Here is a 25223-nt window from a genome sequence, read left to right as displayed (position 1 = left end):
ACAAAATGGATGTAACCGTTTTCATCTGTGTGAGCTTCTTCACGTAGTCCCCTTTCTCTCGCTGCCAAAATAGCCACCTTGCTAAACACAGGGGGTGTCTGTGAGTTGCTGCAATCCTTTTAAGGATGGTGAATATGATCACCATTCGTGACGTCGCCCGTCAGGCGGGCGTTTCTGTGGCCACCGTCTCTCGCGTGCTGAACAACAGCGCGCTGGTCAGCCCTGAAACCCGTGAAACCGTAATGAAAGCCGTGACCCAACTGGGTTACCGGCCCAATGCTAACGCGCAGGCGCTGGCTACGCAGGTCAGTGACACCATTGGCGTGGTGGTGATGGACGTGTCGGATGCGTTTTTTGGCGCGCTGGTGAAAGCGGTGGACGTTGTTGCCCAGCAGCACCAAAAGTATGTGCTGATCGGCAACAGCTATCATGAAGCAGAAAAAGAGCGCTATGCCATCGAAGTGCTGATCCGCCAGCGTTGTAACGCGCTGATTGTGCATTCAAAAGCCCTGAGTGATGAGGAACTTGCCGGATTTATGGAGCAAATCCCCGGCATGGTGCTCATCAACCGGATTGTGCCCGGCTATGCCCACCGTTGCGTGGGGCTGGATAACGTGAGCGGCGCCATGATGGCCACGCGCATGCTGATTAATAACGGGCACCAGCGAATCGGTTATCTGGCCTCCAGCCACGCGATTGAGGACGACGAACTGCGTCGCGAAGGCTGGCAAAACGCCCTGAAAGAGCACGGCATTGCGCCTGCTGAAAGCTGGGTAGGCACCGGTACCCCGGACATGCAGGGAGGGGAGGCGGCGATGGTCGAGCTGCTGGGCCGTAACCTGCAGCTCTCCGCAGTGTTTGCCTACAACGACAGCATGGCTGCCGGAGCACTGACGGCGTTAAAAGATAACGGCATTGCGGTGCCACAGCATTTGTCGTTGATTGGTTTTGACGATATTCCCATTGCCCGTTACACCGACCCGCAGCTGACAACGGTACGCTATCCCATTGTCTCGATGGCCAAACTGGCGACTGAGCTGGCGTTACAGGGCGCGGCAGGGCTGCTTGATACGGGAGCAACACACTGTTTCATGCCGACATTAGTGCGCCGCCATTCGGTCTCTGCCCGGCAAATTGTGGTTCCGATCACTAACTGATAAAGCCAGCTGATGTAACCGTTTTCAATCTGTGAGTAAATTCACAGTATCTTAACAAGGCGCTGACTATGATGTCAGCGTTTTAGGGGCTGAAACGCTATGTAACAGTGATTATTCACTTTCACTATAGCCAACGTGCCGCAAACAACGAATAAAACGCATTTCTGGAGCGTTACCGAACACGGAAGATAGAAATTTTATAAGTGAACTTCGGCTGTCAGTAACGTTTTATTAACACCTGCCCGCCGATCGTTATTCACAAGAACTACCCTGCATAAAAAAAACCGGAGATACCATGAATAAGAAGGTGTTGACTCTGTCTGCTGTAATGGCAAGCATGCTTTTTGGTGCAGCAGCGCACGCTGCGGATACCCGTATTGGTGTGACTATCTATAAATACGACGACAACTTCATGTCTGTTGTGCGTAAAGCGATCGAGAAAGATGCTAAAGCAGCGCCAGATGTTCAGCTGCTGATGAATGACTCCCAGAACGACCAGTCCAAACAGAACGACCAGATTGACGTCCTGCTGGCAAAAGGCGTGAAGGCACTGGCAATCAACCTGGTTGACCCGGCTGCTGCAGGCACAGTTATCGAGAAAGCGCGCGGTCAGAACGTGCCAATCGTCTTCTTCAACAAAGAACCTTCCCGTAAAGCGCTGGACAGCTATGACAAAGCGTATTACGTCGGTACTGACTCCAAAGAGTCCGGTATTATCCAGGGCGATCTGATCGCGAAACACTGGGCGGCCAACCCGAACTGGGATCTGAACAAAGACGGCCAGATCCAGTTTGTGCTGCTGAAAGGCGAGCCAGGCCACCCGGATGCTGAAGCGCGTACCACTTACGTTGTCAAAGAGCTGAACGACAAAGGTCTGAAAACCCAGCAGCTGGCTTTAGATACCGCGATGTGGGATACCGCTCAGGCGAAAGATAAAATGGACGCGTGGCTGTCTGGTCCTAACGCGAACAAAATTGAAGTGGTCATCGCTAACAACGACGCGATGGCAATGGGGGCGGTAGAAGCCCTGAAAGCACACAATAAATCCTCTATCCCTGTATTCGGCGTGGATGCGCTGCCAGAAGCGCTGGCACTGGTGAAATCAGGTGCGATGGCCGGTACCGTGCTGAACGATGCCAACAACCAGGCGAAAGCCACCTTCGATCTGGCGAAAAACCTGGCCGACGGTAAAGGTGCGGCTGATGGCACCAACTGGAAAATCGACAATAAAATCGTTCGCGTACCTTACGTGGGCGTAGACCAGTCCAACCTGGCTGAGTTTATCGGTAAATAAGATAGTTAGTTATGTCTCCACAGGGCGCAACATGTTGCGCCCTTTTATAACGCGATATGCGAGGCCAACAAGGTATAATTATGGTCAGCACAACTACTCCGTCGTCCGGTGAATTCTTGTTGGAAATGAACGGCATCAACAAGTCGTTTCCCGGTGTTAAGGCACTCGATAATGTTAATTTAAAAGTTCGGCCTCATTCAATTCATGCCTTAATGGGTGAAAACGGTGCCGGTAAATCAACATTATTAAAATGTCTTTTTGGGATCTATCAAAAAGATTCTGGCAGCATTCTTTTTCAGGGGAAAGAGATCGATTTCCATTCAGCGAAAGAAGCACTGGAAAACGGCATCTCTATGGTTCACCAGGAATTGAACCTGGTACTGCAACGCTCGGTAATGGATAATATGTGGTTGGGGCGTTATCCAACCAAAGGTTTTTTTGTCGATCAGGACAAAATGTACCGTGACACCAAAGCCATTTTCGATGAGCTGGATATTGATATTGATCCGCGCGCCCGCGTGGGAACATTATCCGTCTCGCAAATGCAGATGATCGAAATTGCTAAAGCGTTCTCCTATGATGCCAAAATTGTCATCATGGATGAACCGACATCGTCATTAACGGAAAAAGAGGTTAACCACCTTTTTACCATTATTCGGAAGCTAAAAGATCGCGGCTGCGGCATTGTTTATATCTCCCATAAAATGGAAGAGATCTTCCAGTTGTGTGATGAGATAACCATCCTGCGCGACGGCCAGTGGATTGCCACTCAGCCTCTCGAAGGGCTGGACATGGACAAGATCATCGCCATGATGGTGGGCCGTTCCCTGAATCAGCGTTTCCCGGACAAAGAGAACAAGCCGGGTGAGGTGATCCTTGAGGTGCGTAATCTGACCTCGCTGCGTCAGCCCTCTATTCGCGACGTCTCCTTCGACCTGCACAAGGGCGAAATTCTGGGCATTGCAGGCCTGGTCGGGGCAAAACGTACCGATATCGTCGAAACCCTGTTTGGTATTCGCGAGAAAGCCGAAGGCACCATCACGCTGCACGGTAAGAAAATTAACAACCACAACGCCAACGAAGCCATTAATAATGGTTTTGCACTGGTGACGGAAGAGCGGCGTTCGACCGGTATTTATGCCTATCTGGATATTAACTTTAACTCGTTAATTTCTAATATCCGCAACTATAAAAACAAAGTGGGTCTGCTGGATAACTCCCGCATGAAGAGTGATACCCAGTGGGTTATTGACTCTATGCGCGTAAAAACGCCGGGGCATCGTACGCAAATTGGTTCGTTGTCGGGCGGCAACCAGCAAAAAGTCATTATCGGTCGTTGGTTATTAACGCAGCCAGAAATTCTGATGCTGGATGAACCAACCCGCGGTATTGACGTCGGCGCGAAGTTTGAAATTTATCAATTGATCGCTGAACTGGCGAAAAAGGATAAAGGGATCATTATCATCTCTTCCGAAATGCCGGAATTGTTAGGGATCACAGATCGTATTCTGGTTATGAGCAATGGTCTCGTTGCCGGTATTGTTGACACGAAAACGACAACGCAAAACGAAATTTTGCGTTTAGCGTCTTTGCACCTTTAAGATCAGGGGCTCCTCATGAGTGCGTTAAATAAAAAAAGTTTTCTCACTTATCTGAAAGAAGGCGGTATTTACGTTGTTCTTTTAGTATTGCTGGCCATTATCATTTTCCAGGACCCTACGTTCTTAAGTCTGCTGAACCTGAGTAACATTCTGACTCAGTCTTCCGTACGTATTATCATTGCGCTGGGCGTGGCGGGGCTTATCGTCACCCAGGGGACTGACCTTTCCGCAGGGCGCCAGGTCGGCCTGGCGGCGGTGATCGCGGCAACCCTGTTGCAGTCGATGGAAAACGCCAACAAGGTGTTCCCGGAAATGGCGACCATGCCCATTTTCGTGGTGATCCTGATTGTCTGCGCCATCGGTGCAGTGATTGGTCTGATCAACGGTATCATCATCGCTTACCTGAACGTGACGCCATTTATCACCACCCTGGGTACGATGATCATCGTTTACGGTATCAACTCCCTGTACTACGACTTCGTCGGTGCGTCCCCCATCTCGGGCTTCGACAGCGGCTTCTCGACCTTCACGCAAGGATTTATTGCGTTGGGCAGCTTCCGCCTGTCGTATATCACCTTCTACGCGTTGATTGCGGTGGCATTCGTCTGGATCCTGTGGAACAAAACCCGCTTTGGTAAGAACATCTTCGCCATCGGGGGCAACCCGGAAGCAGCGAAAGTATCTGGCGTTAACGTGGCCCTGAACCTGCTGATGATCTATGCCCTGTCCGGTGTGTTCTATGCCTTCGGCGGGATGCTGGAAGCGGGCCGTATCGGCTCTGCCACCAACAACCTCGGCTTTATGTACGAACTGGATGCGATTGCCGCCTGCGTGGTGGGCGGGGTCTCCTTCAGCGGCGGTGTGGGTACCGTGCTTGGCGTGGTCACCGGTGTGATCATCTTTACGGTCATCAACTATGGTCTGACCTACATCGGCGTGAACCCGTACTGGCAGTACATCATCAAGGGCGCCATTATCATCTTCGCGGTTGCGCTGGACTCACTGAAATACGCGCGTAAGAAATAATTATCAGGCGAATAAATAAAACCCGCTGCCCGTGAACGGCATGCGGGTTTTTTACGTGAAAAGTGAAGCTATAAGCGATTTGGAAATGGGCACCAGTCCGGTTTGAAGCCCAAAGGGTTTAAAGATTTTATTTATAATGTCAGCGGAATAATTGCCTCTGCCATTTTCTACATCCGACAATGTTTTCCGGGATACGCTGACCAGCTTTGCATATTCATCCTGCTTCATCCCCAACACTTCGACCCTGAGTCTTTTCAGCGCCTCACCCTGTGTGATTTTACCCAGTAAAATGTCCCGTATGGCTGCATGCAGTACAGCCTGGCGATCAAGAGTACTAATCCGTGTTAAGCCTGATGAAACGCGTTGCCTCTTTACTACCGATGACTTGTCCGGATCTTCATCCTCATCACGACGTCGCTTTTCATTTACGCTGCGTACCCGGGCTAATGTTTGTAGAAGCTCTGATTCAGATTTATTAGATATTTTCATAATAAACCCCAACGAGAAAGTTTATTCGGAATATAGCGAAAACCAATCGCGGGCATTTCCATTATCTGGTCGGGAACGCCTCGCGCCGCCAGCCTTTCCGGGAGATCGATGAGCTGGACGGCTGTATCATGCAGAGCGTCAAGTAAAGTTGTGGGAGGGATCCACTCCGCCAGCGCTTGCGCGATAGCGTTGAAATTATAATCCCCCCCAGATTCACAAGATAATGACCACTTTAGGGTTCGCGGTATCCCCTCTGGATCGGCTTTCATTGGAGCAAAGTCATAAACAGGGGAGAGCATAATGTGATTTTCAGCTTTCACAAAGGCGGTATTTCGCCCATGGTTGTCACTATTCCCAAAAATAATATTTAACAGATCGCGACGTACCCATTCTGTTACAAAACCAGGGATATCAAATTGATAGCCCTGCTGCTGAACCATATGGCTGGAGGTAATTTTATTAATTAACGCGCGCAGCGTTGCCTCATGATCCAGGAGAGTACCGGGTGCTTTTTGTAATAGTGAATACACCGATTAGTAAACGTTTTAGTGCGTGCGAATTCATTCCATTCAGGAACGGATTCTTTTATACGCAAATTCCCGACAGGGGACATTGTGCCAAATTTCAACAATAAAAAATTCTGCTGACCAACAGGCAACTCACTGATATCGAGTGCATTTATCCAATAACGGCGACTGGCTCCGGCAGGAATGATATCGTCGATAAATCGCAGCCAGCCCGGTTGACCCTGGTCATCAAAAAAGAGTGATACAGGGTGGTTGACTGAGACCGCGTGAAAATCATCATAGTCAAGAAAATTAATCGCATACTCAGTAAGATAGTCTAACTGTGTGGTGTTCCAGTCATTTTTTTCGCTTCCCGGATATTTGATGAGGGCGATATCCGTCCATGTTTCATTCAGATATGCTTGTACGGTTAACGTCTCCATCTCACCTCCATAAAACAGCAATGAGTAAAATATTACTCATTGTTAATGAAAATGGCAACTAGCGCCACTTATATCACTCATTAGGTATCTGATGACAGAGTAGTGCGTGTTATATCACGCATTATAGAATTTGATTACTTTTTCTTCTGCATGTCCAGCAGCTGCTCCGGCGTCACCGCCGGATAACCCTGCGCATCTTCCGGCACTTCATGCATGGCCGGAATTGGCACCAGTGGGCCTAAAAAGCGCGGTTCACGTTTGAAGATATAGAGATCGGCCAGCGCGCCAAAGCGAGCGCCAAACTCACGCACGCGCACGCTCAGCATATCTTTTGGCGAGGGCACCGCATAACACTGCGCCTGAATGCCCATGTGCAGCGCGATAAACAGCGCACGCTCGCAGTGGAAGCGCTGGGTGATGATGATGAAGTCGTTGGTGTCGAACACTTTGCGCGTGCGCACGATGGAGTCGAGCGTGCGGAACCCGGCGTAGTCGAGCACGATATCTGCCGGATCAACGCCTGCGGCAATCAGGTCTTTGCGCATGGTGACCGGTTCGTTGTAGCTTTGCAGCGCGTTATCGCCGCTTAACAGCAGGTAATTGACCTTGCCGCTGTTGTAGGCGTTGAGCGCGCCCTGAATGCGGTAGCGGTAATACTGATTGATGACACCGGTGCGGTAATACTTTGCGGTGCCGAGCACCACACCCACCTGGCGATAGGGCAGGTCCTGCAGGTCATCAAAAATGTAGGGGGCCGTTTTCCAGCTCATCCACCGGTCGAGACCCAGCACGATCAACAGCAGTATGCCGACCAGGACAGACAGGCTGTAAAAAACGCGCTTTAACATGCAGATGGCTCGTACCGAAGGTGAATTTAACTCAGGCTACTGTACCCGCCTGGTTAGCGCAAGAAACAGCGCATCAACTGAAGGCTTTTTCAGCAAAACGGGCGGGCATGTCTGCCCGCCAGAAGGATCACGCCAGCAATACACGCTCGATTGACGTGCAGCCCAGCGCTTTCAGGGTGGCGGCGGTGGCATCCCATTGAATCAGCGGTGCATCGGCAATTTCTGCCAGAATGGCGCGCTGAATATCCGGGTAGTCATAGCCGTTCAGACTCAGCAGGTTCAGTGCGCCCTGCAGCGGTGGCAGCGTTGGGTTAAACGCGGCGTTTTCGGCATAGCTGCCGCTAAAAATACGCCCATCGCGGCACTCCAGTGCCACGCCGCTCGGGGACTTGCTGTACGGCGTGTGGCTCTTGTTGGCAGCGCGGATGGCCGCCTGGGTCAGGTCATCACCGGTCAGCGCGAAACCGTGGTCCTGCTCATCCATCAGCAGGGTTTTGATTTCAAGATCTTTCGGACCGAAGGCGTCAGGCAGGTAGTCGCCCAGCGTGTGCGGCGCGCGACCCGGCAGATTAATGCGCAGCTGCAGCCCGCTGTTCAGTTCATTCATAAACTGACGGCAGTGCCCGCACGGGGTGTAGTTCACGGTAATGGCGCTCAGGGCCTTTTCGCCGCGCAGCCAGGCGTGGCTGATGGCGCTCTGTTCCGCATGAACAGTCTGCTGCATGGTTGCGCCCAGGAACTCCATGTTTCCGCCGAAGTACCAGGTTCCGCTGACGCCGCGCGCAATGGCGCCAACGTTAAAGTGGGAAAGATCGGCACGTGCACAGGCGGCAGCCAGCGGCAGCAATGCGAAAGCCAGCGCGTCTTCGTCAAGATCCGTGGCCTGTTTCAGCGTGGTGATCTGCTCAGCGGTGAGCAGGGCGGGGAAATGCTCATCCGCCAGAATCGGGGCCAGAGCTGATTGCAAATTCTCTGCAAGCCGGGCGAAAGCCGCTTGAAAACGTGGATGCATGGCGTTTGCCTCATAAAGGTTAATGGATCGGTAGTGTACGGAGCCGCTGGGGCTTTATATGTGATCCATATCTCATTATGTATGCAACTTATGAAAACAAAATGAAATTTGCGCGACGCATCGCAAATTTTAGCCCATCACCGCCAGAATCACGGGGAAAATGAACGGCGCCATCAGCGAGGTCATGATTCCGCAGATCACCAGTGCCAGCGAGCTGAACGCCCCCTCCTGATAATCCAGCTCCGCACAGCGGGCGGTGCCCAGCGCGTGCGACGCGGTGCCCATCGCCAGACCGCGTGCGGCTTTGGTATGAATGCGCATGACATTGAGCAGGGTATGGCCAAACACGGCGCCCAGTATGCCGACAAAGATCACGCACATGGCGCTGATGGCAGGAATGCCGCCGAGGCTGCCGCCCACGGCCATGGCGATAGGCGTGGTCACCGATTTCGGCAGAATAGAGGCGGCAATTTGCGCAGAGGCCCCCATCAGCAGTGCGACTGAAGTACCGGTGATCATCGCCACCAGGCTCCCCACAAAACAGATGGTAATAATGGATTTCCAGCGGGCGCGGATCTGGTGCAGCTGTTCATATAAAGGAAACGCGAGTGCGACCACGGCGGGTTGCAGCAGGTCGTTTAAAATTTTGCTCCCGGCAAAGTAGCGTTCGTAAGGAATACCGGTAAGCAGCAGGAACGGGATAATCACCACCATCGCCACCAGCAACGGGTTAAGCAGCGGCATCTTGAACCGGGCGGCAAGTTTGCGTGCCGCGAAGAACACCGCCAGGGTTAATGGCAGCGACCACCAGATATTGGCCATCATTGTTTTGTTCCTTTCTGTCCAACCACTTTACGTTCGCCATGTACCAGATGCGAACTCCAGCTCACCACAAGGAAAACCACCAGCGTACTGACCGCGCAGGAGACGACAATCGGGCCGAACTGGGCTTTAAGCAGATCGAAGTACTGCATGACCCCGACGCCAATCGGTACGAACAGCAGCGCCATATAGCGAATAAGAACGAAGCAGCCCGGGTTGACCCACTTAGCGGGCAGAATTTGCAACGCCAGCAGAACAAAGAGGATCAGCATGCCGATAATGCTGCCGGGAATGGTGATAGGAAGCAGGGAAGCGATGAAAATCCCGGCGTACAGGCAGGCGTAAATCAGGACGAATGCGCGCAGATATTGCCAGATAATGTTCAATGATTTTCTCATGGTTAAAATCCTTGCTGAAACGCATTCATCATACAATTAAACCCGAAAGTGTGCCATGGATCACATCATGAATTTTAAGCATACCCGTCATTCCAGAATAGAACGTCGTGCTTTCAACATACATACAGAGCGATTACTATAGCGCGTCTTTTTTCACAGGTACTGCTATGCGTGTTTTACTGGCCCCAATGGAAGGCGTGCTCGACTCCCTTGTGCGCGAACTTCTGACCGAGGTGAACGATTACGATCTCTGCGTGACGGAGTTTTTGCGCGTGGTCGATATGTTGTTGCCGGTAAAATCGTTCTACAGACTCTGCCCGGAGCTGCACCGCCAGAGCCGGACCACCTCCGGCACGCTGGTGCGTATTCAGCTGCTGGGCCAGTATCCTGAATGGCTGGCCGAGAACGCCGCCCGTGCCGTCGAGCTCGGCTCTTACGGTGTCGATCTCAACTGTGGCTGCCCGTCGAAGCTGGTGAACGGCAGCGGCGGCGGGGCGACGCTGCTGAAAGATCCTGAGCTGATTTACCGTGGCGCGAAAGCGATGCGTGAAGCCGTGCCTGCCCATTTGCCGGTGACGGTGAAAGTGCGCCTGGGCTGGGACAGCGACGCGCGGCAGTTTGAAATTGCCGATGCGGTGCAGCAGGCCGGGGCTACTGAACTGGTGGTGCATGGCCGCACCAAAGAAGATGGTTATAAAGCCGAGCGCATTAACTGGCAGGCAATTGGTGAGATCCGCAAACGCCTCAGCATTCCGGTGATCGCCAACGGTGAAATCTGGGATTACGAGAGCGCGCAGGCCTGTCTCAAGGCAACCGGCTGCGAGGCGGTGATGATCGGCCGCGGGGCATTGAATGTGCCTAACCTCAGCCGGGTGATTAAATATAACGAGCCGCGTATGCCGTGGGCTGATGTTGTGACGCTGCTGCAAAAATATAGCCGTCTGGAAAAGCAGGGCGACACCGGGCTATATCACGTGGCGCGCATCAAACAGTGGCTCAGCTATTTACGCAAAGAGTACGATGAAGCGCTGGGGTTATTTCAGGAGATTCGGACATTACAGACTTCTGCGGATATTGCGCGGGTGATTCAGGCAAAATAATAAGCGTGTGACCGCAATTATCGCTGTGAAGCGCTGGACCAGACGCATGGGCTGGCTGACCTTTGCCCGGCGCGGTGCCGGGCAAATGAATCAGAAAATCATCTTGAACACACCCGTTACTACCAGCAGTCCTATCAGAAATATAATTAAAATGACCCACAATAATATTTTCATTCCCTTCTCCTGCGTATGTATGTCAACAGTAAGTGTAGCAGGCAATTTATAATTAAGATGAATTTGTTAATTTGACTTATTCTCGGCATGTATAATTTTCTAATTACAAAAATGTATGACAATTTGCGCATTGCCACGCATTACTAAAAAAAAGAGAGGTATCAGGCGTACTTTGCGCCTTTATTTTTTGGCGTGAATGGCGTAATGAAACGTTTTCTTATTTTATCTCTGAGTGCTCCCTTTGCCGTTATTCTGGCCGGCTGTGCGCCGCAACATGCCACGGTAACTCCCCTTAATACCCAGTCACTCACGGCGTCGGTTAATACGGTGCTGCCTCATCAGGACTGGCCGAAAAATGCATGGTGGAAAGCGTATAACGATCCGCAGCTTGATAAGCTAATTGCCAAAGCATTAAGCGATGCGCCCGATATGCAGATTGCCCGTCAGCGTATTACCCTTGCCGAAGCCCAGGCCAAAGCAGCCCTGGCGGCCGACGGCCCGCAAATTGATTTTTCGGCCGATGTTGAACATCAGAAAATGTCCGCTGAAGGGCTGATGGGGCCCTTTGCCATAACCGACCCGGCTGCGGGCACCACCGGCCCCTGGTATACCAACGGTACCTTTGGTCTGACTGCGGGTTGGGATCTGGATTTGTGGGGCAAAAATCGCGCCCGGTTGGAGGCCCGGATAGGCAAGGTGAACGCGCAAAAAGCGGAGCTTGAGCAGACCCGTCAACTGCTTGCCAGCAGCGTGGCGCGGCTCTACTGGGACTGGCAAACTCAGGCGGCCGTAGAGGAGGTCCTCACGCAGATCAAATCCCAACAGGACAATATCATCGGTGCCGATCGCGAGCTGTATCAGCACGGGATCACCTCCTCTGTGGAAGGTGTCGAAACCGACATCAGTGCCAGCAAAACCGAAGAGCAGATCGCAGAGGTTCACGGCAAAATGAAAGCCATCGAGGCGCGTCTGAACGCGTTGACAAATACCCCCGCGCTGGCGCTCACACGGCATGCCTTACCGACGGTTGAAGCGTCGTTACCGTCGACGCTGGGATATGAACTGCTGGCCCGACGGCCGGATCTGCAGGCGGCGCACTGGTATATCGAAGCGTCAATGAGCGAGGTCGATGCCGCCAGAGCGGCGTTTTATCCTGATGTGAATCTGATGGCGTTTTTACAACAGGATGCCCTGCACCTGAGCGATCTGTTCCGTTCTTCAGCCCAGCAAATGGGTGTGACCGCCGGGCTGACTCTGCCCATTTTTGACAGCGGCAGGCTGAACGCGCAGCTGGATATTGCCCAGGCGCAGAACAATCTGTCGGTGGCGAACTACAACAAGGCGGTGGTGGATGCCGTGAACCAGGTGGCGCGCACGGCCAGCGAAGTGGAAATGCTGACGGCGAAAAATCAGCATCAGCAGCAGGTAGAAAAAGATGCGGCGCGCGTTGTGGCGCTGGCGCAGGCACGTTTTAGCGCCGGAATTATTGCCGGCTCGCGCGTCAGTGAAGCCAGAATTCCAGCGCTGAAGGAACATCTCGCCGGATTGATGCTGCAGGGCGAGTATATCGACGCCACGCTACAGCTCACCTCCGCGCTGGGTGGTGGTTATCATCATGGCTAATCAGGGTCATTATCTATACTTACCTCTTTGCCGTTCTTCAGGAGGTGAGTATGACCAAAGTAGCGATTGTTACCGCATCGGATTCCGGGATTGGTAAAACCACGGCCCTGATGCTGGCTGAACGTGGGTTTGATATTGGCGTCACCTGGCACTCTGATGAACAAGGGGCCCGGGATACCTGCCGCGAAGTGGAGGCGCAGGGACGGCGGGCTGAAGCTATCCACCTTGATCTAAGCACCCTTCCACAGGGCGCGCAGGCGATTGAAACGTTAATTGCCCGTTTTGGTCGCCTGGACGTGCTGGTTAACAATGCGGGTGCGATGACCAAAGCGCCCTTCCTGGATATGCCGTTTGACGAGTGGCGAAACATTTTCACCGTCGACGTGGACGGTGCGTTTCTCTGTTCGCAGATTGCCGCACGTAAAATGGTGGAGCAGGGGGAAGGAGGGCGAATCGTCAATATCACCTCGGTGCATGAACATACGCCGCTGCCGGAAGCCAGCGCCTATACCGCCGCAAAACATGCGCTGGGAGGATTAACCAAATCGATGGCGCTGGAACTGGTGCAGCACAACATTCTGGTGAATGCCGTTGCGCCGGGGGCGATTGCCACACCGATGAATGATATGGACGAGAGTGAAGTGAAGGAAGGATCGATGCCAACGATCCCGCTCGCAAGACCGGGATATACCAAAGAGATCGCCAGTCTGGTGGCGTGGTTATGCGACAGCGACGCCAGCTATACCACCGGGCAGTCGTTTATCGTCGATGGCGGGTTTATGCTGGCGAATCCGCAGTTTAAGCCGGAAGGTTAGCTTCCCCTAACCCCGTGGGCTGAGGGTTCCCCACAAAATAATGCCTGCACGGAGGACTCCCTCTCCCTTGAGGGAGAGGGCTGGGGTGAGGGGGAACATATGACTGTAGAGGTAATTCCGTTCACTTTACGTTCCTTGCTGCTCTGTAACAACATGACCCGTGAACGTGCCAGGGTGGCTCAGTCGCCACCACCCTGGCAACCCGGGCTCCCGGCGGTAAATCGCCGCTTCGCGGTGCCTTCGGCTTATTCCTTCCGGCTTATCGGGGACGGGCGGATGTAACGTCCCTGTAAAGCCGCCCTCTCGGCGCATCCATGCGCCTCGCCCCGGCCTGCAGGAAACGCCTCAGCGATTTACAGCCGGACCAGGGCGTCGCTGTAAATCATTCATTTTCCTGAAACAACTTTCGTCGCTTTCGGTAAAAAAATTACTGGGGATCCCTCAACCCCGTGGGAGAGGGTGTGTTAAGTTCCCTCTCCCTGTGGGAGAGGGTTAGGGTGAGGGCAACAGACCACACTCACTCCTCATCCTGCTTCTTCTCTCTGTGCCGCATCCACAGCCTGACCCCAATCACCGCTACAACCACCAGAATCAGCCACGCCCAGTGCTTCAGATGCTGGTCAAGGTTATGCAGCCACGGGCCAATCACTTCTCCACCCACGTAACCGAGCGTGGTAAAGATCAGCGCCCAGGCGCACGCGCCAATCACGTTCAGCGGCAGGAAAATTTTCGGCGGCAGGCGGCTGGCGCCAATCAATATCGGCCCGATAATCCGAAAGCCGTACATAAAGCGGGTGCCAATCACAAACAGGTAAGGGTGGCGCTGGATCAGCCGCTGCGCGCGGTTAATTTTCTTCTTGTGCTTAGCGAAACGCTTAAGCAGCGTTGGCCCAAAACGCAGCCCCAGAAAGTAGAGCAGCTGATCGCCAATCATCCCGCCCAGCGCAACCGCGGCGACAACCAGGGGGAATTTAAGTAATCCCTGATGCGCGGCGACGCCGCCTAACAGGGTGATGGTTTCACCTTCTGCCACGCTTCCGACAACCAGCGCAGCGTATCCGTATTGTTCAATAACTCCGTTGATATCCATTACGTAAATATCATCTCCCTCAGCGTGCCTCGGTTAATCATATACCCCTTGTGACAACCGCGGGGCAATCAACGGAAATTTCCCACTGTACATAAAATAATCTAAACCCTGCATTATACTTAAGGTATCGATGACGGGCCGACAACAAGGGGGCGCTATGAACCATGTCTGGGGACTTTTTTCCCATCCCGATCGTGAAATGCATGTCATCAAAAGTGAGAACGAAACGGTCTCGCATCATTACACGCACCACGTGCTGCTGATGGCGGCGGTGCCGGTGATATGCGCGTTTATTGGTACAACACAAATCGGCTGGAACTTTGGTGATGGCACCGTAGTACAGCTTTCCTGGTTTACCGGGCTTTATCTTGCCATTCTCTTTTATGGCCTGATGCTGGCAGGGGTGGCGGTTATGGGACGCGTCATTCACTGGATGGCACGTAACTATCCGCAGCGTCCTTCCCTGGCACACTGTATGGTCTTTGCCGGATATGTCGCGACCCCGCTGTTCTTAAGCGGTATTGTTGCGCTCTATCCCCTGGTCTGGCTGTGCGCGCTGATCGGGACCATTGCGCTCTTTTACACCGGCTATCTGCTGTATCTGGGCGTACCTACCTTCCTGAATATCAATAAAGAAGAAGGCCTGAGCTTTTCCAGCTCTACGCTCGCCATCGGCGTGCTGGTACTGGAGGCGTTACTGGCGCTGACGGTGATTCTTTGGGGTTATGGTTACCGTCTCTTCTGAGTTAATTGCATTGCTGGCGTAAATGCCAGCAATGCAGCATCTGTTCACGATTATCCGCTGGCGACAATGCACGGTGACCGCTATGATGCCGAAGCCAGCCTGTGTTTCTCCGTCGACGCAGGCGGTGTACGTCATAACGTGCGTGAATAATTATCAGAAGTCTCACCATGCTGAAATTCCGAGTTTCTTTACTTAGCCTGGCACTGTTGCTGGGGGCGTCCGCTGGCGTGCCAGCTCTCGCCAAAACGCCCGCGGTGACCACCGCTGCTGCTCAACCGCAAATCGCTTCCGGCAGCGCGATGATTGTTGATCTCAACACCAATAAGGTGATCTACGCCAGCCATCCGGATCTGGTGCGCCCGATCGCCTCGATAACCAAATTAATGACCGCGATGGTAGTGCTGGATGCACATCTGCCGCTGGATGAAAAACTGAAAGTGGATATCAGCCACACGCCGGAGATGAAAGGGGTTTACTCCCGCGTGCGCCTGAACAGTGAAATCAGTCGTAAAAATATGCTCTTGCTGGCGCTGATGTCGTCAGAAAACCGCGCCGCGGCGAGCCTCGCCCACCATTATCCGGGCGGCTACGACGCCTTCATTCGAGCGATGAATGCCAAAGCCAAAGCGCTGGGAATGAATAACACCCGTTTTGTTGAGCCGACAGGTTTGTCGATTCACAACGTCTCTACGGCGCGCGATCTGACCAAACTGCTGATTGCCAGCAAACAGTACCCGCTGATTGGGCAGCTCAGTACCACCCGTGAAGAGATGGCGACCTTTGCGAACCCGGCCTATACGCTGCCGTTTCGCAATACGAACCACCTGGTGTATCGCGAGAACTGGAACATTCAGTTAACGAAAACCGGCTTTACCAACGCGGCGGGGCACTGTCTGGTGATGCGTACCGTGTTCAACGGTAAACCGGTGGCGCTGGTGGTGATGGATGCCTTCGGCAAATATACTCACTTCGCCGATGCCAGCCGACTGCGCACCTGGATTGAAACCGGGAAAGTGCAGCCTGTTCCGGCTGCGGCATTGACGTATAAAAAGCAGAAAGCCGAGCAGATGGCGACGGCGCAGAACGATTAGGTAAAAGCAAAACGGTAACTGTGTTACCGTTTTTTATGTTTTCTCCCTCTCCCGGTGGGAGAGGGCCGAGGTGAGGTCACCAGACCGCACTGGGCCTATTCCGGCAGGGTCCAGTCTCCGTCGTTAAGCGGGCGCTGCATAATCACCGTATCCCGCCAGTCGCCTTTTTTGTAGCCCACACTGCGCAGCTGGCCGACCACTTCAAAACCGTGCTTTTTATGCAGCCGCAATGACCCGGCGTTATTATGGCCATCCCCCACAACCGCAATCATCTGACGCCAGGGACCTTGTTCGCAGCGTTCAATCAGCGCGTCCATTAGTGCACTGCCAAAACCGCGTCCGGTGGTGCTGGCATCCACGTAGATTGACTCTTCCAGCGTGAAGCGATACGCGTGTCGTGGACGGTATGGCGTGGCGTAGCAATAGCCCACCACAATGCCGCGATACAGCGCCACCAGCCAGGGCAAACCGTTATCGGTCACGTTTTTCAACCGCTTACGCATTTCATCAACGGTGGGGGGGATTTCCTCAAACGACGCACGTCCGTGAAGTACATGCCATGCATAAATAGCCGAAATGGCATGCACATCGTCGGGAAGGGCATCGCGCACTTCCACTTCGGTTACGGATAAAATATCAACAGCCGACATGATGTGCCTGCTCCTCGTCAAAGAATGCCGGAGAAACGTTTCTCCGGCGAGTGCAGGTACTCTAGTACGATTGAGCTGTGCTTAACAATCTCTTAAATATGGCTGTATGAATTAATCAGATGCTTGCGTAATGGCCTGCTCTGCGTTATCGCTCTCTTTCCAGTATTTATTCCGCGTTGTTTTACCAATGCCGGGATTCATACTGTTTGTAGGGTCATTCTCGCGATAAAACTGCTTAAGTGTCTCAGGGGCTTTGTAAAGATGCCCAACGTTGTGTTCCGCAGGATATTGTGCGCCACGTTCGCGCAGAAGGGCGAGCATCTCCTCTTTCAACGCGTGCGCGTCGACCCCTTTTTTAACGATGTAATCCTGGTGGAAGACGTAGCACATAAAGTGGCCGTAGTAGAGCTTATGCACCAGCTTGCTGTCGATTTCCGGCGGCAGGTGTTCAAACCACTCGGTATCGTTGCGTCGCAGCGCAATATCCAGCGCCAGAATATCCTCTACTTCTTCTGAGTGTACGGCCTGATAACGGATGGCGGCCCCCGCAGCGGCAAAACGGTGCAGGAACGCTTTGCTCCCCTCCTCAGGTGTACAGGCGAAGAAATCTCCCTCGGCGGTTTTGAAGAATTCGCTCAGCCAGTTTTGTGCTTCGGCGATCCCGTCCCCGGCCATTTTCAGCAGCAGGTGATGTTCATACTTGTCGCGCCAGGTTTTCATTCGCTCCGGCAGGTGCGCCGGGAAAACGTTGCCCAGCTTCTGCATAAAGCGGTCGGTAAAGTGGGGCTTGAACAGCGGCACTTTCTCCAGCATCGCGTCGGTGCGGCCCTTCATGGTAAAGAAGAACGGCATTTTGTCGGTGCCGAGCTTGTCGATCATCAGGAACGTATCTTTGCCGTAGCGTTCGGCGATGTCGTAAATATCTCGGTGCATATACTCGCCCGCCACCGGCAGGTGGGTAAATTCGCCGAGAATATGACGACGAATTTCGGTCAGCACGTCAGGCTGATTGGTGCCGATGTAAAACACCTGCTGTTTTTTCTCGGCCGGGAAGGTGTCGAGACGGACCGCGAAAACGGCCAGTTTACCCGCGCAGCCGGAGGATTCAAACAGGCGATCCGGATCGGCGTTGTAACGCGCTGGCGTATCCGCGTTGATATCACGTACGCGGGTGATGTAATCGTGATCGTGGGCATGACGGCCATCGTGCTGTACGTCTTCATCTTTCACGCGATCGTCGTCGAGCTTACTCAGGATCTGCTCCGGCGTGACGCCCAGATCGATTCCCAGATGGTTCACCAGCGTCAGCTTGCCGTTTTCATCAATACGGGCATAGAGCGACATTTCGGTATAAGCCGGGCCGCGCTGCACCAGCGAACCGCCGGAATTATTACAAATCCCACCAATGACGGAGGCGCCGATGCAGGATGAACCAATCACCGAATGCGGTTCTCGCCCAAGCGGCTTAAGCGCTTTTTCCAGCGAGTAGAGGGTGGTGCCAGGGAAGGCCAGTACCTGCTCGCCTTTATCGAGCAGGTGAAGTTTGTCGAGGCGCAGGGTGCTGATAATCACGATGTCGCGATCGTAATCGTTGCCGTTCGGCGTCGAGCCTTCGGTCAGGCCGGTGTTAGCCGCCTGCATTAAAATAATCTTGTCCGCGGCGACGCAGGCGTTCAGGACGCGCCACAGCTCCAGCAGCGTGCCGGGAAAAACCACCGCCAGCGCATCGCCCTGTCCGGAACGAAAGCCCTTACGGTAGCGGGCAGTTTTGGCCGGGTCGGTGAGCAGGTGAGAGTGACCAACCAGGCGCGACAGTTCGTTAATAAAAGTCGTGTTATCGGCAGTTCGAACAGAAGACATCTTCCACTCCTTGTGGTGGGGCAAATTTCTCGCTGTAAAGCATAGCGCGATTAGCTGTTTAGAGGGCGCGTATTTGCGAGAAAAATCAGAGAATAACCCTGCAACGTTCTGAGGGTTTGTGGCACACTGCGCTTTTCGCACGCCCTGGCCGAGATCTTCCGGCGGAAATTGATGAGAGAGTAAAACGACATGAAATGGCTATGTTCTGTAGGTGTCGCCGTCAGCCTGGCACTGCAACCTGCGCTGGCAGATGAACTGTTTGGCAATCACCCGCTTACGCCTGAAGCACGGGACGCGTTTGTCACGGAATTGCTCAAGAAAATGACGGTCGATGAGAAGATCGGCCAGCTGCGTCTTATCAGCGTCGGCCCGGATAACCCGAAAGAGGCGATCCGCGAAATGATTAAAGAGAGCCAGGTAGGGGCGATTTTTAACACCGTGACCCGTCAGGATATCCGCAAAATGCAGGATCAGGTGATGGAACTTAGCCGCCTGAAAATTCCGCTGTTCTTCGCCTATGACGTGGTACACGGACAGCGTACCGTTTTCCCTATCAGCCTCGGTCTGGCCTCCTCCTTTAACCTCGACGCGGTGAAAACCGTCGGGCGCGTCTCGGCATATGAAGCCGCAGACGACGGCCTGAACATGACCTGGGCCCCGATGGTTGACGTCTCCCGCGATCCGCGCTGGGGCCGCGCGTCAGAGGGCTTTGGTGAAGATACTTATTTGACCGCCACGATGGGGAAAACCATGGTGGAAGCGATGCAGGGTAAAAGCCCGGCGGATCGTTATTCGGTCATGACCAGCGTCAAGCACTTCGCCGCCTATGGCGCCGTGGAAGGCGGTAAAGAGTACAACACCGTCGACATGAGCCCGCAGCGCCTGTTTAACGATTACATGCCGCCGTACAAAGCAGGCCTGGATGCCGGTAGCGGCGCGGTGATGGTCGCCCTGAACTCGCTCAACGGCACGCCTGCCACCTCTGACGCCTGGCTGCTGAAAGACGTGCTGCGAGACCAGTGGGGCTTCAAGGGCATCACGGTCTCTGACCATGGCGCCATTAAAGAGCTCATCAAACACGGTACGGCCTCCGACCCGGAAGATGCGGTGCGCGTGGCGCTCAAATCCGGCATCAACATGAGCATGAGCGACGAATATTACAGCAAATACCTGCCGGGGCTGGTGAAGAGCGGCAAGGTGACGATGGCGGAGCTGGACGATGCCACGCGTCACGTGCTGAACGTGAAATATGACATGGGGCTGTTTAACGATCCATACAGCCACCTGGGTCCGAAAGAGTCAGACCCGGCGGACACCAATGCCGAAAGCCGTCTGCACCGTAAAGAGGCCCGAGAAGTGGCCCGTGAAAGCCTGGTGCTGCTGAAAAACCGCCTCGACACGCTGCCGCTGAAAAAATCCGGCACCATTGCGGTGGTCGGCCCGCTGGCCGACAGCAAGCGCGACGTGATGGGGAGCTGGTCTGCTGCGGGCGTGGCCGATCAGTCCGTGACCGTGCTCACCGGTATTAAAAATGCGGTCGGTGAAAACGCTAAGGTGGTGTACGCCAAAGGGGCGAACGTCACTGATGATAAAGATATTGTGACCTTCCTCAATCAGTATGAAGAGGCGGTGAAGGTGGATCCGCGCTCGTCGAAAGAGATGATTAACGAAGCGGTAAACGCCGCGAAACAGTCTGACGTGGTGGTTGCCGTGGTGGGTGAAGCACAGGGGATGGCACACGAAGCCTCCAGCCGAACGGACATCACGATCCCGCAAAGCCAGCGCGATCTGATCGCCGCCCTGAAAGCCACCGGCAAGCCGCTGGTGCTGGTGCTGATGAACGGTCGTCCACTGGCGCTGGTGAAAGAAGATCAGCAGGCTGACGCTATTCTGGAAACCTGGTTCGCCGGTACGGAAGGGGGCAACGCCATCGCCGACGTGCTGTTTGGTGATTACAACCCGTCGGGCAAACTGCCGATGTCCTTCCCGCGCTCTGTCGGGCAGATCCCGGTGTACTACAGCCACCTGAATACCGGCCGTCCGTATAACGCCGATAAGCCAAACAAGTACACCTCCCGTTACTTCGATGAAGCGAACGGCCCGCTGTATCCGTTTGGTTACGGTTTGAGCTACACCACCTTTAAGGTCTCTGACGTGAAAATGTCGGCCCCGAGCCTGAAGCGTGACGGTAAAGTGACTGCCAGCGTTGACGTGACGAACACCGGTAAACGTGAAGGTGCGACGGTGATCCAGATGTATGTTCAGGATGTGACCGCCTCCATGAGCCGTCCGGTGAAACAGTTGCGCGGCTTTGAGAAGGTCAACCTGAAACCTGGTGAAACCAAAACCATCAGCTTCCCGATTGACGTGGATGCCCTGAAGTTCTGGAACCAGCAGATGAAATACGATGCGGAACCGGGCAAGTTCAATGTCTACATTGGGGTGGATTCCGCCCGCGTCAATAAAGGCGAGTTCGAGCTGCTGTAACCTTTCCCTCCTTTGCATCCCCCGTTCACCGGGGGATGCGTCTTACCTTATGCTAAAAAGGCATTTTGCCGGGTAAATCCGCCGTTTTAAGCTACGCTTTTCTCTCAAGCCTCTGAAAAAGGCAGCAAAAAAATGAGGATAGTGGAATGACGATTAAAACGGGGATGGTAGTTTCTGCGGCGTTATTCGCGGCGCTAAGCCTGCCGCTACAGGCGGCAGAACCGGTAAAAGTGGGCTCAAAGATCGACACTGAAGGCGCGCTGCTCGGGAATATTATTTTGCAGGTGCTGGAAAGCCACGGCGTGAAAACCGTGAATAAAGTTCAGCTGGGTACCACGCCCGTGGTACGCGGGGCCATCACCTCCGGCGAGCTGGATATCTACCCGGAATACACCGGCAACGGGGCATTTTTCTTCAAAGATGAAAACGATCCGGCATGGAAAAACGCCAAAGCCGGGTATGAAAAAGTCAAAAAACTCGATGCAGAACAGAACAAGCTGGTCTGGCTGACTCCGGCTCCGGCCAACAACACCTGGACCATCGCGGTGCGTAAAGACGTGGCGGAGAAAGGCAAACTGACGTCACTTGCGGATCTCAGCCGCTATCTGAAAGAGAAGGGCGACTTCAAGCTTGCGGCCTCGGCGGAGTTTATCGAGCGTCCGGACGCGCTGCCTGCTTTCGAAAAAGCCTACGACTTCAAGCTTGACCAGGCACAGCTGCTCTCGCTCGCGGGCGGTGACACCGCGGTGACCATCAAGGCGGCGGCGCAGCAGACCTCCGGTGTCAATGCGGCGATGGCCTACGGTACGGACGGCCCGGTCGCGGCGCTTGGTCTGCAGACCTTAACCGATCCAAAAGGCGTTCAGCCTATTTATGCCCCCACGCCGGTGGTGCGTGAGGCGGTGCTGAAAGCCTACCCGGATATCGCCGACTGGCTCAAACCGGTCTTTGAAAAACTGGATGCAAAAACGCTGCAACAGCTCAATGCGAGCATTGCCGTAGAGGGACTGGATGCCAAAAAAGTGGCCGCCGATTTCCTGAAACAACAAGGGCTTGTGAAGTAACAGGACAGGGCTGTGCCAATAAAATGTCATAACCGCGTACTGCTGCTGTTGGCCTGTGTGGCCATTGCGGCGGTCGCGCTACCGTTTGTCAATGTGGCGCCAAACCGCCTGATGTCGGGGGAAGGGCGCGCGCTCTGGCAGGTCTGGCCGTTTACGCCGCTGCTGCTGGTTGTGGCGCTGGGTGCACTGGTTGTGCTCTCGCTCAGCCGTGGGCGGGTTGCACAGTGGCTGACGCTACTCCTCAGTGAAGGCCTCTTCATCACCTTGTTCTGGAGTGCCGGGCTTGCCGCCACGCACATGACCTCGGCGGAAAGTCCACTGGCGCGAACCACCGTGGGCAGTGGGCTGTGGCTGTGGCTGGCGCTGTGTCTGCTGGCCTCCAGCGATGCGATCCGCCGCCTGATCCCGTCGTCTGCCTGGCGCTGGGTGCTTAATGCCCAGATCTGGTGTATTCCGTTGCTGCTGCTGTTCAGCGGTGAGCTGAATAATCTCTCGCTGTTAAAAGAGTACGCCAACCGTCAGGAGGTGTTTGATGATGCGCTGGCGCAACACCTGACGATCCTCTTCGGCACGCTGTTCCCGGCGTTACTGCTGGGGGTACCGCTGGGCATGTGGTGTTATCGTCATCCCTCCCGCCAGGGCGGGGTTTTTGCCGTGCTCAACGTGATCCAGACCATCCCTTCCGTGGCCCTGTTTGGCCTGCTGATCGCGCCGCTGGCGGGGCTGGTGAAGTCATTTCCGGCGTTAGCCTCGGTCGGTATAGCCGGAACCGGATTAACCCCCGCGCTTATTGCCCTGGTGCTGTACGCGCTGCTGCCTCTGGTCCGCGGCGTGGTGGCGGGCTTAAGCCAGGTCGCGCCGGATGTACTGGAGAGCGCCCACGCGATGGGGATGAGCCGGCGACAGTGCTTCTGGCAGATCCAGCTGCCGCTCGCCTTGCCCCTGCTGCTGCGCAGCCTGCGGGTGGTGGCGGTCCAGACCGTCGGGATGGCGGTTATCGCCGCGCTGATTGGCGCAGGCGGTTTTGGCGCGCTGGTGTTCCAGGGGCTGCTGAGCAGTGCGCTGGATCTGGTGTTACTGGGCGTGGTGCCCACGATTGCACTGGCGGTCGTCATCGATGCGCTGTTTGCCTTATGGCTCGCGTTGCTCGGGAGAAGAGCCAATGATTGAATTTCACGATGTCAGTAAAACATTTGCCGGTCGTCCGGCAGCAAGTCACCTGAACCTGAATTTTGCCGAGGGGGCGTTTTCGGTACTGATTGGCACCTCGGGGTCGGGGAAATCCACCACGCTGAAGATGATCAACCGCCTGGTGGAGCACGACAGCGGTGTAATACGTTTTGCCGGGGAAGAGATCCGCAGTCTGCCGGTGCTGGAGCTGCGTCGTCGCATGGGCTACGCCATCCAGTCCATCGGCCTGTTTCCCCACTGGACGGTCGCGCAGAATATTGCCACCGTGCTGCAGCTGGAAAAATGGTCGCGGGCAAAGAGTGACGAGAGGGTGGACGAGCTTATGTCGCTGCTGGGGTTAGAGCCTGGGCTGCGTGGTCGCTATCCGCATCAGCTTTCAGGTGGACAACAGCAGCGTGTGGGAGTGGCGCGCGCGCTGGCGGCGAACCCGCAGGTATTGCTGATGGATGAGCCTTTTGGCGCGCTCGATCCCGTTACGCGCGGGGCACTGCAGACCGAGATGACCCGCATTCACCGCATTCTTGGCCGGACGATCGTCCTCGTGACCCACGATATAGATGAGGCGCTGCGGCTGGCCGATCATCTGGTGTTGATGGATCACGGGGAAGTGATCCAGCAGGGCACGCCGCTTGAACTGCTGACCCATCCGCAGAACGATTTTGTGCGCGAGTTTTTTGGACGCAGCGAACTGGGCGTCAGACTGCTCTCCCTGCGAACCGTCAGCGATTATATGCGTCGACAGGATGTGGCGATGGGCGGTGAAGCATTACAAGAACAGATGAGCCTGCGGGACGCGCTCTCCGCGTTTGTGGCGCGCCAGTGCGAGGTACTGCCGGTTACGGATGCCGCTGGGGCACCGTGTGGCACCCTGCATTTTCGCGATCTGCTGGCCGGGGAGGTGACGCGTGAAGGTCATGCGTGATCCGCTCCTCTGGCTGACGGGGCTTTTTGTTGCACTGCTGTTTCTGATGCCACACAGTGGGGCGCTGTTCAGCTCGCTTTTTCCCGGCCTGCCGCGCCCCGTCTATCAGCAGGAGAGTTTTATCAATCTTGCCCTGGCGCACCTGTGGCTGGTGGCGCTCTCCAGCGCGATTGCCGTGGTGCTGGGCGTGGGGGCGGGGATTGTGGTCACCCGGCCCTGGGGAAGAGAGTTTCGCCCGCTGGTAGAGACGATTGCGGCTATCGGACAGACATTTCCGCCGGTGGCGGTACTGGCGATTGCGGTGCCGGTGATCGGGTTTGGTCAGCAACCGGCTATCATTGCGCTGATCCTTTACGGCGTGTTGCCTGTTCTTCAGGGGACGCTGGCGGGCATTGCGTCGGTACCGGCATCGGTACTGAGCGTGGCCGAAGGGATGGGCATGAGCAGCGGTCAGCGGCTGTGCAAGGTTGAGCTGCCGCTTGCGGCACCGGTGATTATCGCGGGGATCCGTACGTCGGTGATTATTAACATCGGCACGGCGACCATCGCGTCTACGGTGGGGGCCAATACGCTGGGAACGCCGATCATTATCGGCTTAAGCGGGTTCAATACGGCCTATATCGTTCAGGGTGCGGTACTGGTGGCGCTGGCGGCCATTGTTATCGATCGCCTGTTTGAACGACTGGCCCGGCTTCTCAGCCGACACCGCCACGAACAATAAATGAGTACCCGGCCAGCATCACGCCGCCGATGCCGCTCACGGCCATCAGTACAAAAAGGGTAATTACGGCCAGTTTGGTTGCCTTCATCATCTG

At 54.8% G+C, this 25223-nt stretch carries 26 protein-coding genes; 15 read left to right on the top strand and 11 right to left on the bottom strand.

Annotated features, from left to right (window positions below; all coding sequences use genetic code 11):
* Nucleotides 1-134 precede the first annotated feature (134 nt).
* The 4 genes from galS to mglC all read left to right on the top strand — a co-directional run bounded on the left by galS (nucleotide 135) and on the right by mglC (nucleotide 5078).
* A complete protein-coding gene (gene galS / locus ACQG19_RS16870; RefSeq protein ID WP_020690130.1) occupies nucleotides 135-1157 on the top strand; it encodes an HTH-type transcriptional regulator GalS in 1023 nt (340 codons plus the stop codon).
* A 295-nt stretch (nucleotides 1158-1452) separates the two neighbouring features.
* On the top strand, nucleotides 1453-2451 hold the full coding sequence (gene mglB, locus ACQG19_RS16865; protein WP_014832691.1) for a galactose/glucose ABC transporter substrate-binding protein MglB: 999 nt from the start codon (nucleotides 1453-1455) through the stop codon (nucleotides 2449-2451).
* Between the two features lie 80 nt (nucleotides 2452-2531).
* Nucleotides 2532-4052 (top strand): galactose/methyl galactoside ABC transporter ATP-binding protein MglA, encoded by a 1521-nt coding sequence (gene mglA / locus ACQG19_RS16860; RefSeq protein ID WP_102752078.1) that lies wholly within the window; start codon nucleotides 2532-2534, stop codon nucleotides 4050-4052.
* 15 nt (nucleotides 4053-4067) lie between these two features.
* On the top strand, nucleotides 4068-5078 hold the full coding sequence (gene mglC, locus ACQG19_RS16855) for a galactose/methyl galactoside ABC transporter permease MglC (RefSeq protein ID WP_013097952.1): 1011 nt from the start codon (nucleotides 4068-4070) through the stop codon (nucleotides 5076-5078).
* 51 nt (nucleotides 5079-5129) lie between these two features.
* Here mglC and ACQG19_RS16850 read toward each other — a convergent pair whose 3' ends face one another.
* The 7 genes from ACQG19_RS16850 to ACQG19_RS16820 form a co-directional block, all read right to left on the bottom strand.
* On the bottom strand, nucleotides 5130-5567 hold the full coding sequence (locus ACQG19_RS16850; RefSeq protein WP_246932216.1) for a helix-turn-helix transcriptional regulator: 438 nt from the start codon (nucleotides 5565-5567) through the stop codon (nucleotides 5130-5132).
* On the bottom strand, nucleotides 5564-6097 hold the full coding sequence (locus ACQG19_RS16845; RefSeq protein ID WP_246932218.1) for a HipA domain-containing protein: 534 nt from the start codon (nucleotides 6095-6097) through the stop codon (nucleotides 5564-5566). The genes ACQG19_RS16850 and ACQG19_RS16845 overlap by 4 nt, the downstream gene beginning before the upstream one ends.
* A complete protein-coding gene (locus ACQG19_RS16840) occupies nucleotides 6031-6516 on the bottom strand; it encodes a phosphatidylinositol kinase (RefSeq protein WP_236653793.1) in 486 nt (161 codons plus the stop codon). The genes ACQG19_RS16845 and ACQG19_RS16840 overlap by 67 nt, the downstream gene beginning before the upstream one ends.
* Nucleotides 6517-6650: 134 nt before the next feature.
* Nucleotides 6651-7364: an outer membrane permeability protein SanA gene (sanA, locus tag ACQG19_RS16835; RefSeq protein WP_023619764.1), complete on the bottom strand. Its 714-nt coding sequence runs from the start codon at nucleotides 7362-7364 to the stop codon at nucleotides 6651-6653.
* Nucleotides 7365-7491: 127 nt separating this feature from the next.
* Entirely contained in the window at nucleotides 7492-8376 is an 885-nt protein-coding gene (gene cdd / locus ACQG19_RS16830) for a cytidine deaminase (protein WP_108452890.1), read from the bottom strand.
* Between the two features lie 129 nt (nucleotides 8377-8505).
* Nucleotides 8506-9201 carry a CidB/LrgB family autolysis modulator gene (locus ACQG19_RS16825; RefSeq protein WP_013097948.1) on the bottom strand — a complete coding sequence of 232 codons (696 nt, stop codon included), beginning with the start codon at nucleotides 9199-9201 and terminating at the stop codon, nucleotides 8506-8508.
* The gene (locus ACQG19_RS16820) at nucleotides 9198-9596 is read right to left on the bottom strand and encodes a CidA/LrgA family protein (protein WP_023619766.1); all 399 of its coding nucleotides are present in this window, start codon (nucleotides 9594-9596) and stop codon (nucleotides 9198-9200) included. Before ACQG19_RS16820 ends, ACQG19_RS16825 begins: the two co-directional genes overlap by 4 nt.
* 167 nt (nucleotides 9597-9763) lie before the next feature.
* Here ACQG19_RS16820 and dusC point away from each other — a divergent pair, with 167 nt between their 5' ends.
* From dusC to ACQG19_RS16800, 4 genes are all read left to right on the top strand, one after another.
* Nucleotides 9764-10696: a tRNA dihydrouridine(16) synthase DusC gene (gene dusC / locus ACQG19_RS16815; protein ID WP_040022443.1), complete on the top strand. Its 933-nt coding sequence runs from the start codon at nucleotides 9764-9766 to the stop codon at nucleotides 10694-10696.
* Nucleotides 10697-11074: 378 nt separating this feature from the next.
* Entirely contained in the window at nucleotides 11075-12493 is a 1419-nt protein-coding gene (mdtQ, locus tag ACQG19_RS16810) for a multidrug resistance outer membrane protein MdtQ (RefSeq protein ID WP_222168755.1), read from the top strand.
* A 50-nt stretch (nucleotides 12494-12543) separates the two neighbouring features.
* Nucleotides 12544-13308, top strand: coding sequence for an SDR family oxidoreductase (locus tag ACQG19_RS16805; RefSeq protein ID WP_246932220.1), 765 nt, complete (start codon nucleotides 12544-12546; stop codon nucleotides 13306-13308).
* 99 nt (nucleotides 13309-13407) lie between these two features.
* Entirely contained in the window at nucleotides 13408-13590 is a 183-nt protein-coding gene (locus ACQG19_RS16800; protein ID WP_407200817.1) for a hypothetical protein, read from the top strand.
* A 235-nt stretch (nucleotides 13591-13825) separates the two neighbouring features.
* Here the strand turns inward: ACQG19_RS16800 and ACQG19_RS16795 are convergent, their stop codons facing one another.
* Complete coding sequence (locus ACQG19_RS16795; RefSeq protein ID WP_013097943.1) at nucleotides 13826-14398, bottom strand: DedA family protein; 573 nt, start codon at nucleotides 14396-14398, stop codon at nucleotides 13826-13828.
* A gap of 157 nt (nucleotides 14399-14555) precedes the next feature.
* On the opposite strand from ACQG19_RS16795, the gene ACQG19_RS16790 reads away from it, so the two are divergent.
* Both ACQG19_RS16790 and pbpG read left to right on the top strand, forming a co-directional pair.
* Complete coding sequence (locus ACQG19_RS16790; protein ID WP_013097942.1) at nucleotides 14556-15143, top strand: Yip1 family protein; 588 nt, start codon at nucleotides 14556-14558, stop codon at nucleotides 15141-15143.
* A 167-nt stretch (nucleotides 15144-15310) separates the two neighbouring features.
* Nucleotides 15311-16234, top strand: coding sequence for a D-alanyl-D-alanine endopeptidase (pbpG, locus tag ACQG19_RS16785; RefSeq protein ID WP_013097940.1), 924 nt, complete (start codon nucleotides 15311-15313; stop codon nucleotides 16232-16234).
* Nucleotides 16235-16329: 95 nt separating this feature from the next.
* Here pbpG and ACQG19_RS16780 read toward each other — a convergent pair whose 3' ends face one another.
* The gene (locus ACQG19_RS16780) at nucleotides 16330-16884 is read right to left on the bottom strand and encodes a GNAT family N-acetyltransferase (protein ID WP_020690140.1); all 555 of its coding nucleotides are present in this window, start codon (nucleotides 16882-16884) and stop codon (nucleotides 16330-16332) included.
* A 111-nt stretch (nucleotides 16885-16995) separates the two neighbouring features.
* Complete coding sequence (dld, locus tag ACQG19_RS16775; protein WP_222168757.1) at nucleotides 16996-18744, bottom strand: D-lactate dehydrogenase; 1749 nt, start codon at nucleotides 18742-18744, stop codon at nucleotides 16996-16998.
* A gap of 189 nt (nucleotides 18745-18933) precedes the next feature.
* Here dld and bglX point away from each other — a divergent pair, with 189 nt between their 5' ends.
* The 5 genes from bglX to ACQG19_RS16750 all read left to right on the top strand — a co-directional run bounded on the left by bglX (nucleotide 18934) and on the right by ACQG19_RS16750 (nucleotide 25129).
* Nucleotides 18934-21231 (top strand): beta-glucosidase BglX, encoded by a 2298-nt coding sequence (bglX, locus tag ACQG19_RS16770; protein ID WP_246932222.1) that lies wholly within the window; start codon nucleotides 18934-18936, stop codon nucleotides 21229-21231.
* A gap of 146 nt (nucleotides 21232-21377) precedes the next feature.
* Nucleotides 21378-22295 carry a glycine betaine ABC transporter substrate-binding protein OsmF gene (gene osmF / locus ACQG19_RS16765; protein WP_013097936.1) on the top strand — a complete coding sequence of 306 codons (918 nt, stop codon included), beginning with the start codon at nucleotides 21378-21380 and terminating at the stop codon, nucleotides 22293-22295.
* Nucleotides 22296-22307: 12 nt separating this feature from the next.
* On the top strand, nucleotides 22308-23465 hold the full coding sequence (locus ACQG19_RS16760) for an ABC transporter permease (RefSeq protein WP_246932224.1): 1158 nt from the start codon (nucleotides 22308-22310) through the stop codon (nucleotides 23463-23465).
* Nucleotides 23458-24408 (top strand): ABC transporter ATP-binding protein, encoded by a 951-nt coding sequence (locus ACQG19_RS16755; protein WP_058651738.1) that lies wholly within the window; start codon nucleotides 23458-23460, stop codon nucleotides 24406-24408. The genes ACQG19_RS16760 and ACQG19_RS16755 overlap by 8 nt, the downstream gene beginning before the upstream one ends.
* Nucleotides 24392-25129: an ABC transporter permease gene (locus ACQG19_RS16750; RefSeq protein ID WP_013097933.1), complete on the top strand. Its 738-nt coding sequence runs from the start codon at nucleotides 24392-24394 to the stop codon at nucleotides 25127-25129. The genes ACQG19_RS16755 and ACQG19_RS16750 overlap by 17 nt, the downstream gene beginning before the upstream one ends.
* Here the strand turns inward: ACQG19_RS16750 and ACQG19_RS16745 are convergent.
* Nucleotides 25104-25217: a protein YohO gene (locus ACQG19_RS16745; RefSeq protein WP_010433613.1), complete on the bottom strand. Its 114-nt coding sequence runs from the start codon at nucleotides 25215-25217 to the stop codon at nucleotides 25104-25106. The genes ACQG19_RS16750 and ACQG19_RS16745 overlap by 26 nt on opposite strands.
* Nucleotides 25218-25223 lie beyond the last annotated feature (6 nt).

Origin of the sequence: Enterobacter cloacae complex sp. 277I4, assembly GCF_050031465.1 — a bacterium.
GTDB lineage: Bacteria > Pseudomonadota > Gammaproteobacteria > Enterobacterales > Enterobacteriaceae > Enterobacter > Enterobacter cloacae.
This window is presented reverse-complemented; position numbering and strand designations above follow the sequence as displayed.

Bases quoted from the DNA above. Each gene is read 5' to 3' on its own strand.
- galS (WP_020690130.1), top strand. From the start codon at position 135: ATGATCACCATTCGTGACGTCGCCCGTCAGGCGGGCGTTTCTGTGGCC.
- mglB (WP_014832691.1), top strand. From the start codon at position 1,453: ATGAATAAGAAGGTGTTGACTCTGTCTGCTGTAATGGCAAGCATGCTT.
- mglA (WP_102752078.1), top strand. From the start codon at position 2,532: ATGGTCAGCACAACTACTCCGTCGTCCGGTGAATTCTTGTTGGAAATG.
- mglC (WP_013097952.1), top strand. From the start codon at position 4,068: ATGAGTGCGTTAAATAAAAAAAGTTTTCTCACTTATCTGAAAGAAGGC.
- ACQG19_RS16850 (WP_246932216.1), bottom strand. From the start codon at position 5,567: ATGAAAATATCTAATAAATCTGAATCAGAGCTTCTACAAACATTAGCC.
- ACQG19_RS16840 (WP_236653793.1), bottom strand. From the start codon at position 6,516: ATGGAGACGTTAACCGTACAAGCATATCTGAATGAAACATGGACGGAT.
- sanA (WP_023619764.1), bottom strand. From the start codon at position 7,364: ATGTTAAAGCGCGTTTTTTACAGCCTGTCTGTCCTGGTCGGCATACTG.
- cdd (WP_108452890.1), bottom strand. From the start codon at position 8,376: ATGCATCCACGTTTTCAAGCGGCTTTCGCCCGGCTTGCAGAGAATTTG.
- ACQG19_RS16825 (WP_013097948.1), bottom strand. From the start codon at position 9,201: ATGATGGCCAATATCTGGTGGTCGCTGCCATTAACCCTGGCGGTGTTC.
- ACQG19_RS16820 (WP_023619766.1), bottom strand. From the start codon at position 9,596: ATGAGAAAATCATTGAACATTATCTGGCAATATCTGCGCGCATTCGTC.
- dusC (WP_040022443.1), top strand. From the start codon at position 9,764: ATGCGTGTTTTACTGGCCCCAATGGAAGGCGTGCTCGACTCCCTTGTG.
- mdtQ (WP_222168755.1), top strand. From the start codon at position 11,075: ATGAAACGTTTTCTTATTTTATCTCTGAGTGCTCCCTTTGCCGTTATT.
- ACQG19_RS16805 (WP_246932220.1), top strand. From the start codon at position 12,544: ATGACCAAAGTAGCGATTGTTACCGCATCGGATTCCGGGATTGGTAAA.
- ACQG19_RS16800 (WP_407200817.1), top strand. From the start codon at position 13,408: ATGACTGTAGAGGTAATTCCGTTCACTTTACGTTCCTTGCTGCTCTGT.
- ACQG19_RS16795 (WP_013097943.1), bottom strand. From the start codon at position 14,398: ATGGATATCAACGGAGTTATTGAACAATACGGATACGCTGCGCTGGTT.
- ACQG19_RS16790 (WP_013097942.1), top strand. From the start codon at position 14,556: ATGAACCATGTCTGGGGACTTTTTTCCCATCCCGATCGTGAAATGCAT.
- pbpG (WP_013097940.1), top strand. From the start codon at position 15,311: ATGCTGAAATTCCGAGTTTCTTTACTTAGCCTGGCACTGTTGCTGGGG.
- ACQG19_RS16780 (WP_020690140.1), bottom strand. From the start codon at position 16,884: ATGTCGGCTGTTGATATTTTATCCGTAACCGAAGTGGAAGTGCGCGAT.
- dld (WP_222168757.1), bottom strand. From the start codon at position 18,744: ATGTCTTCTGTTCGAACTGCCGATAACACGACTTTTATTAACGAACTG.
- bglX (WP_246932222.1), top strand. From the start codon at position 18,934: ATGAAATGGCTATGTTCTGTAGGTGTCGCCGTCAGCCTGGCACTGCAA.
- osmF (WP_013097936.1), top strand. From the start codon at position 21,378: ATGACGATTAAAACGGGGATGGTAGTTTCTGCGGCGTTATTCGCGGCG.
- ACQG19_RS16755 (WP_058651738.1), top strand. From the start codon at position 23,458: ATGATTGAATTTCACGATGTCAGTAAAACATTTGCCGGTCGTCCGGCA.
- ACQG19_RS16745 (WP_010433613.1), bottom strand. From the start codon at position 25,217: ATGAAGGCAACCAAACTGGCCGTAATTACCCTTTTTGTACTGATGGCC.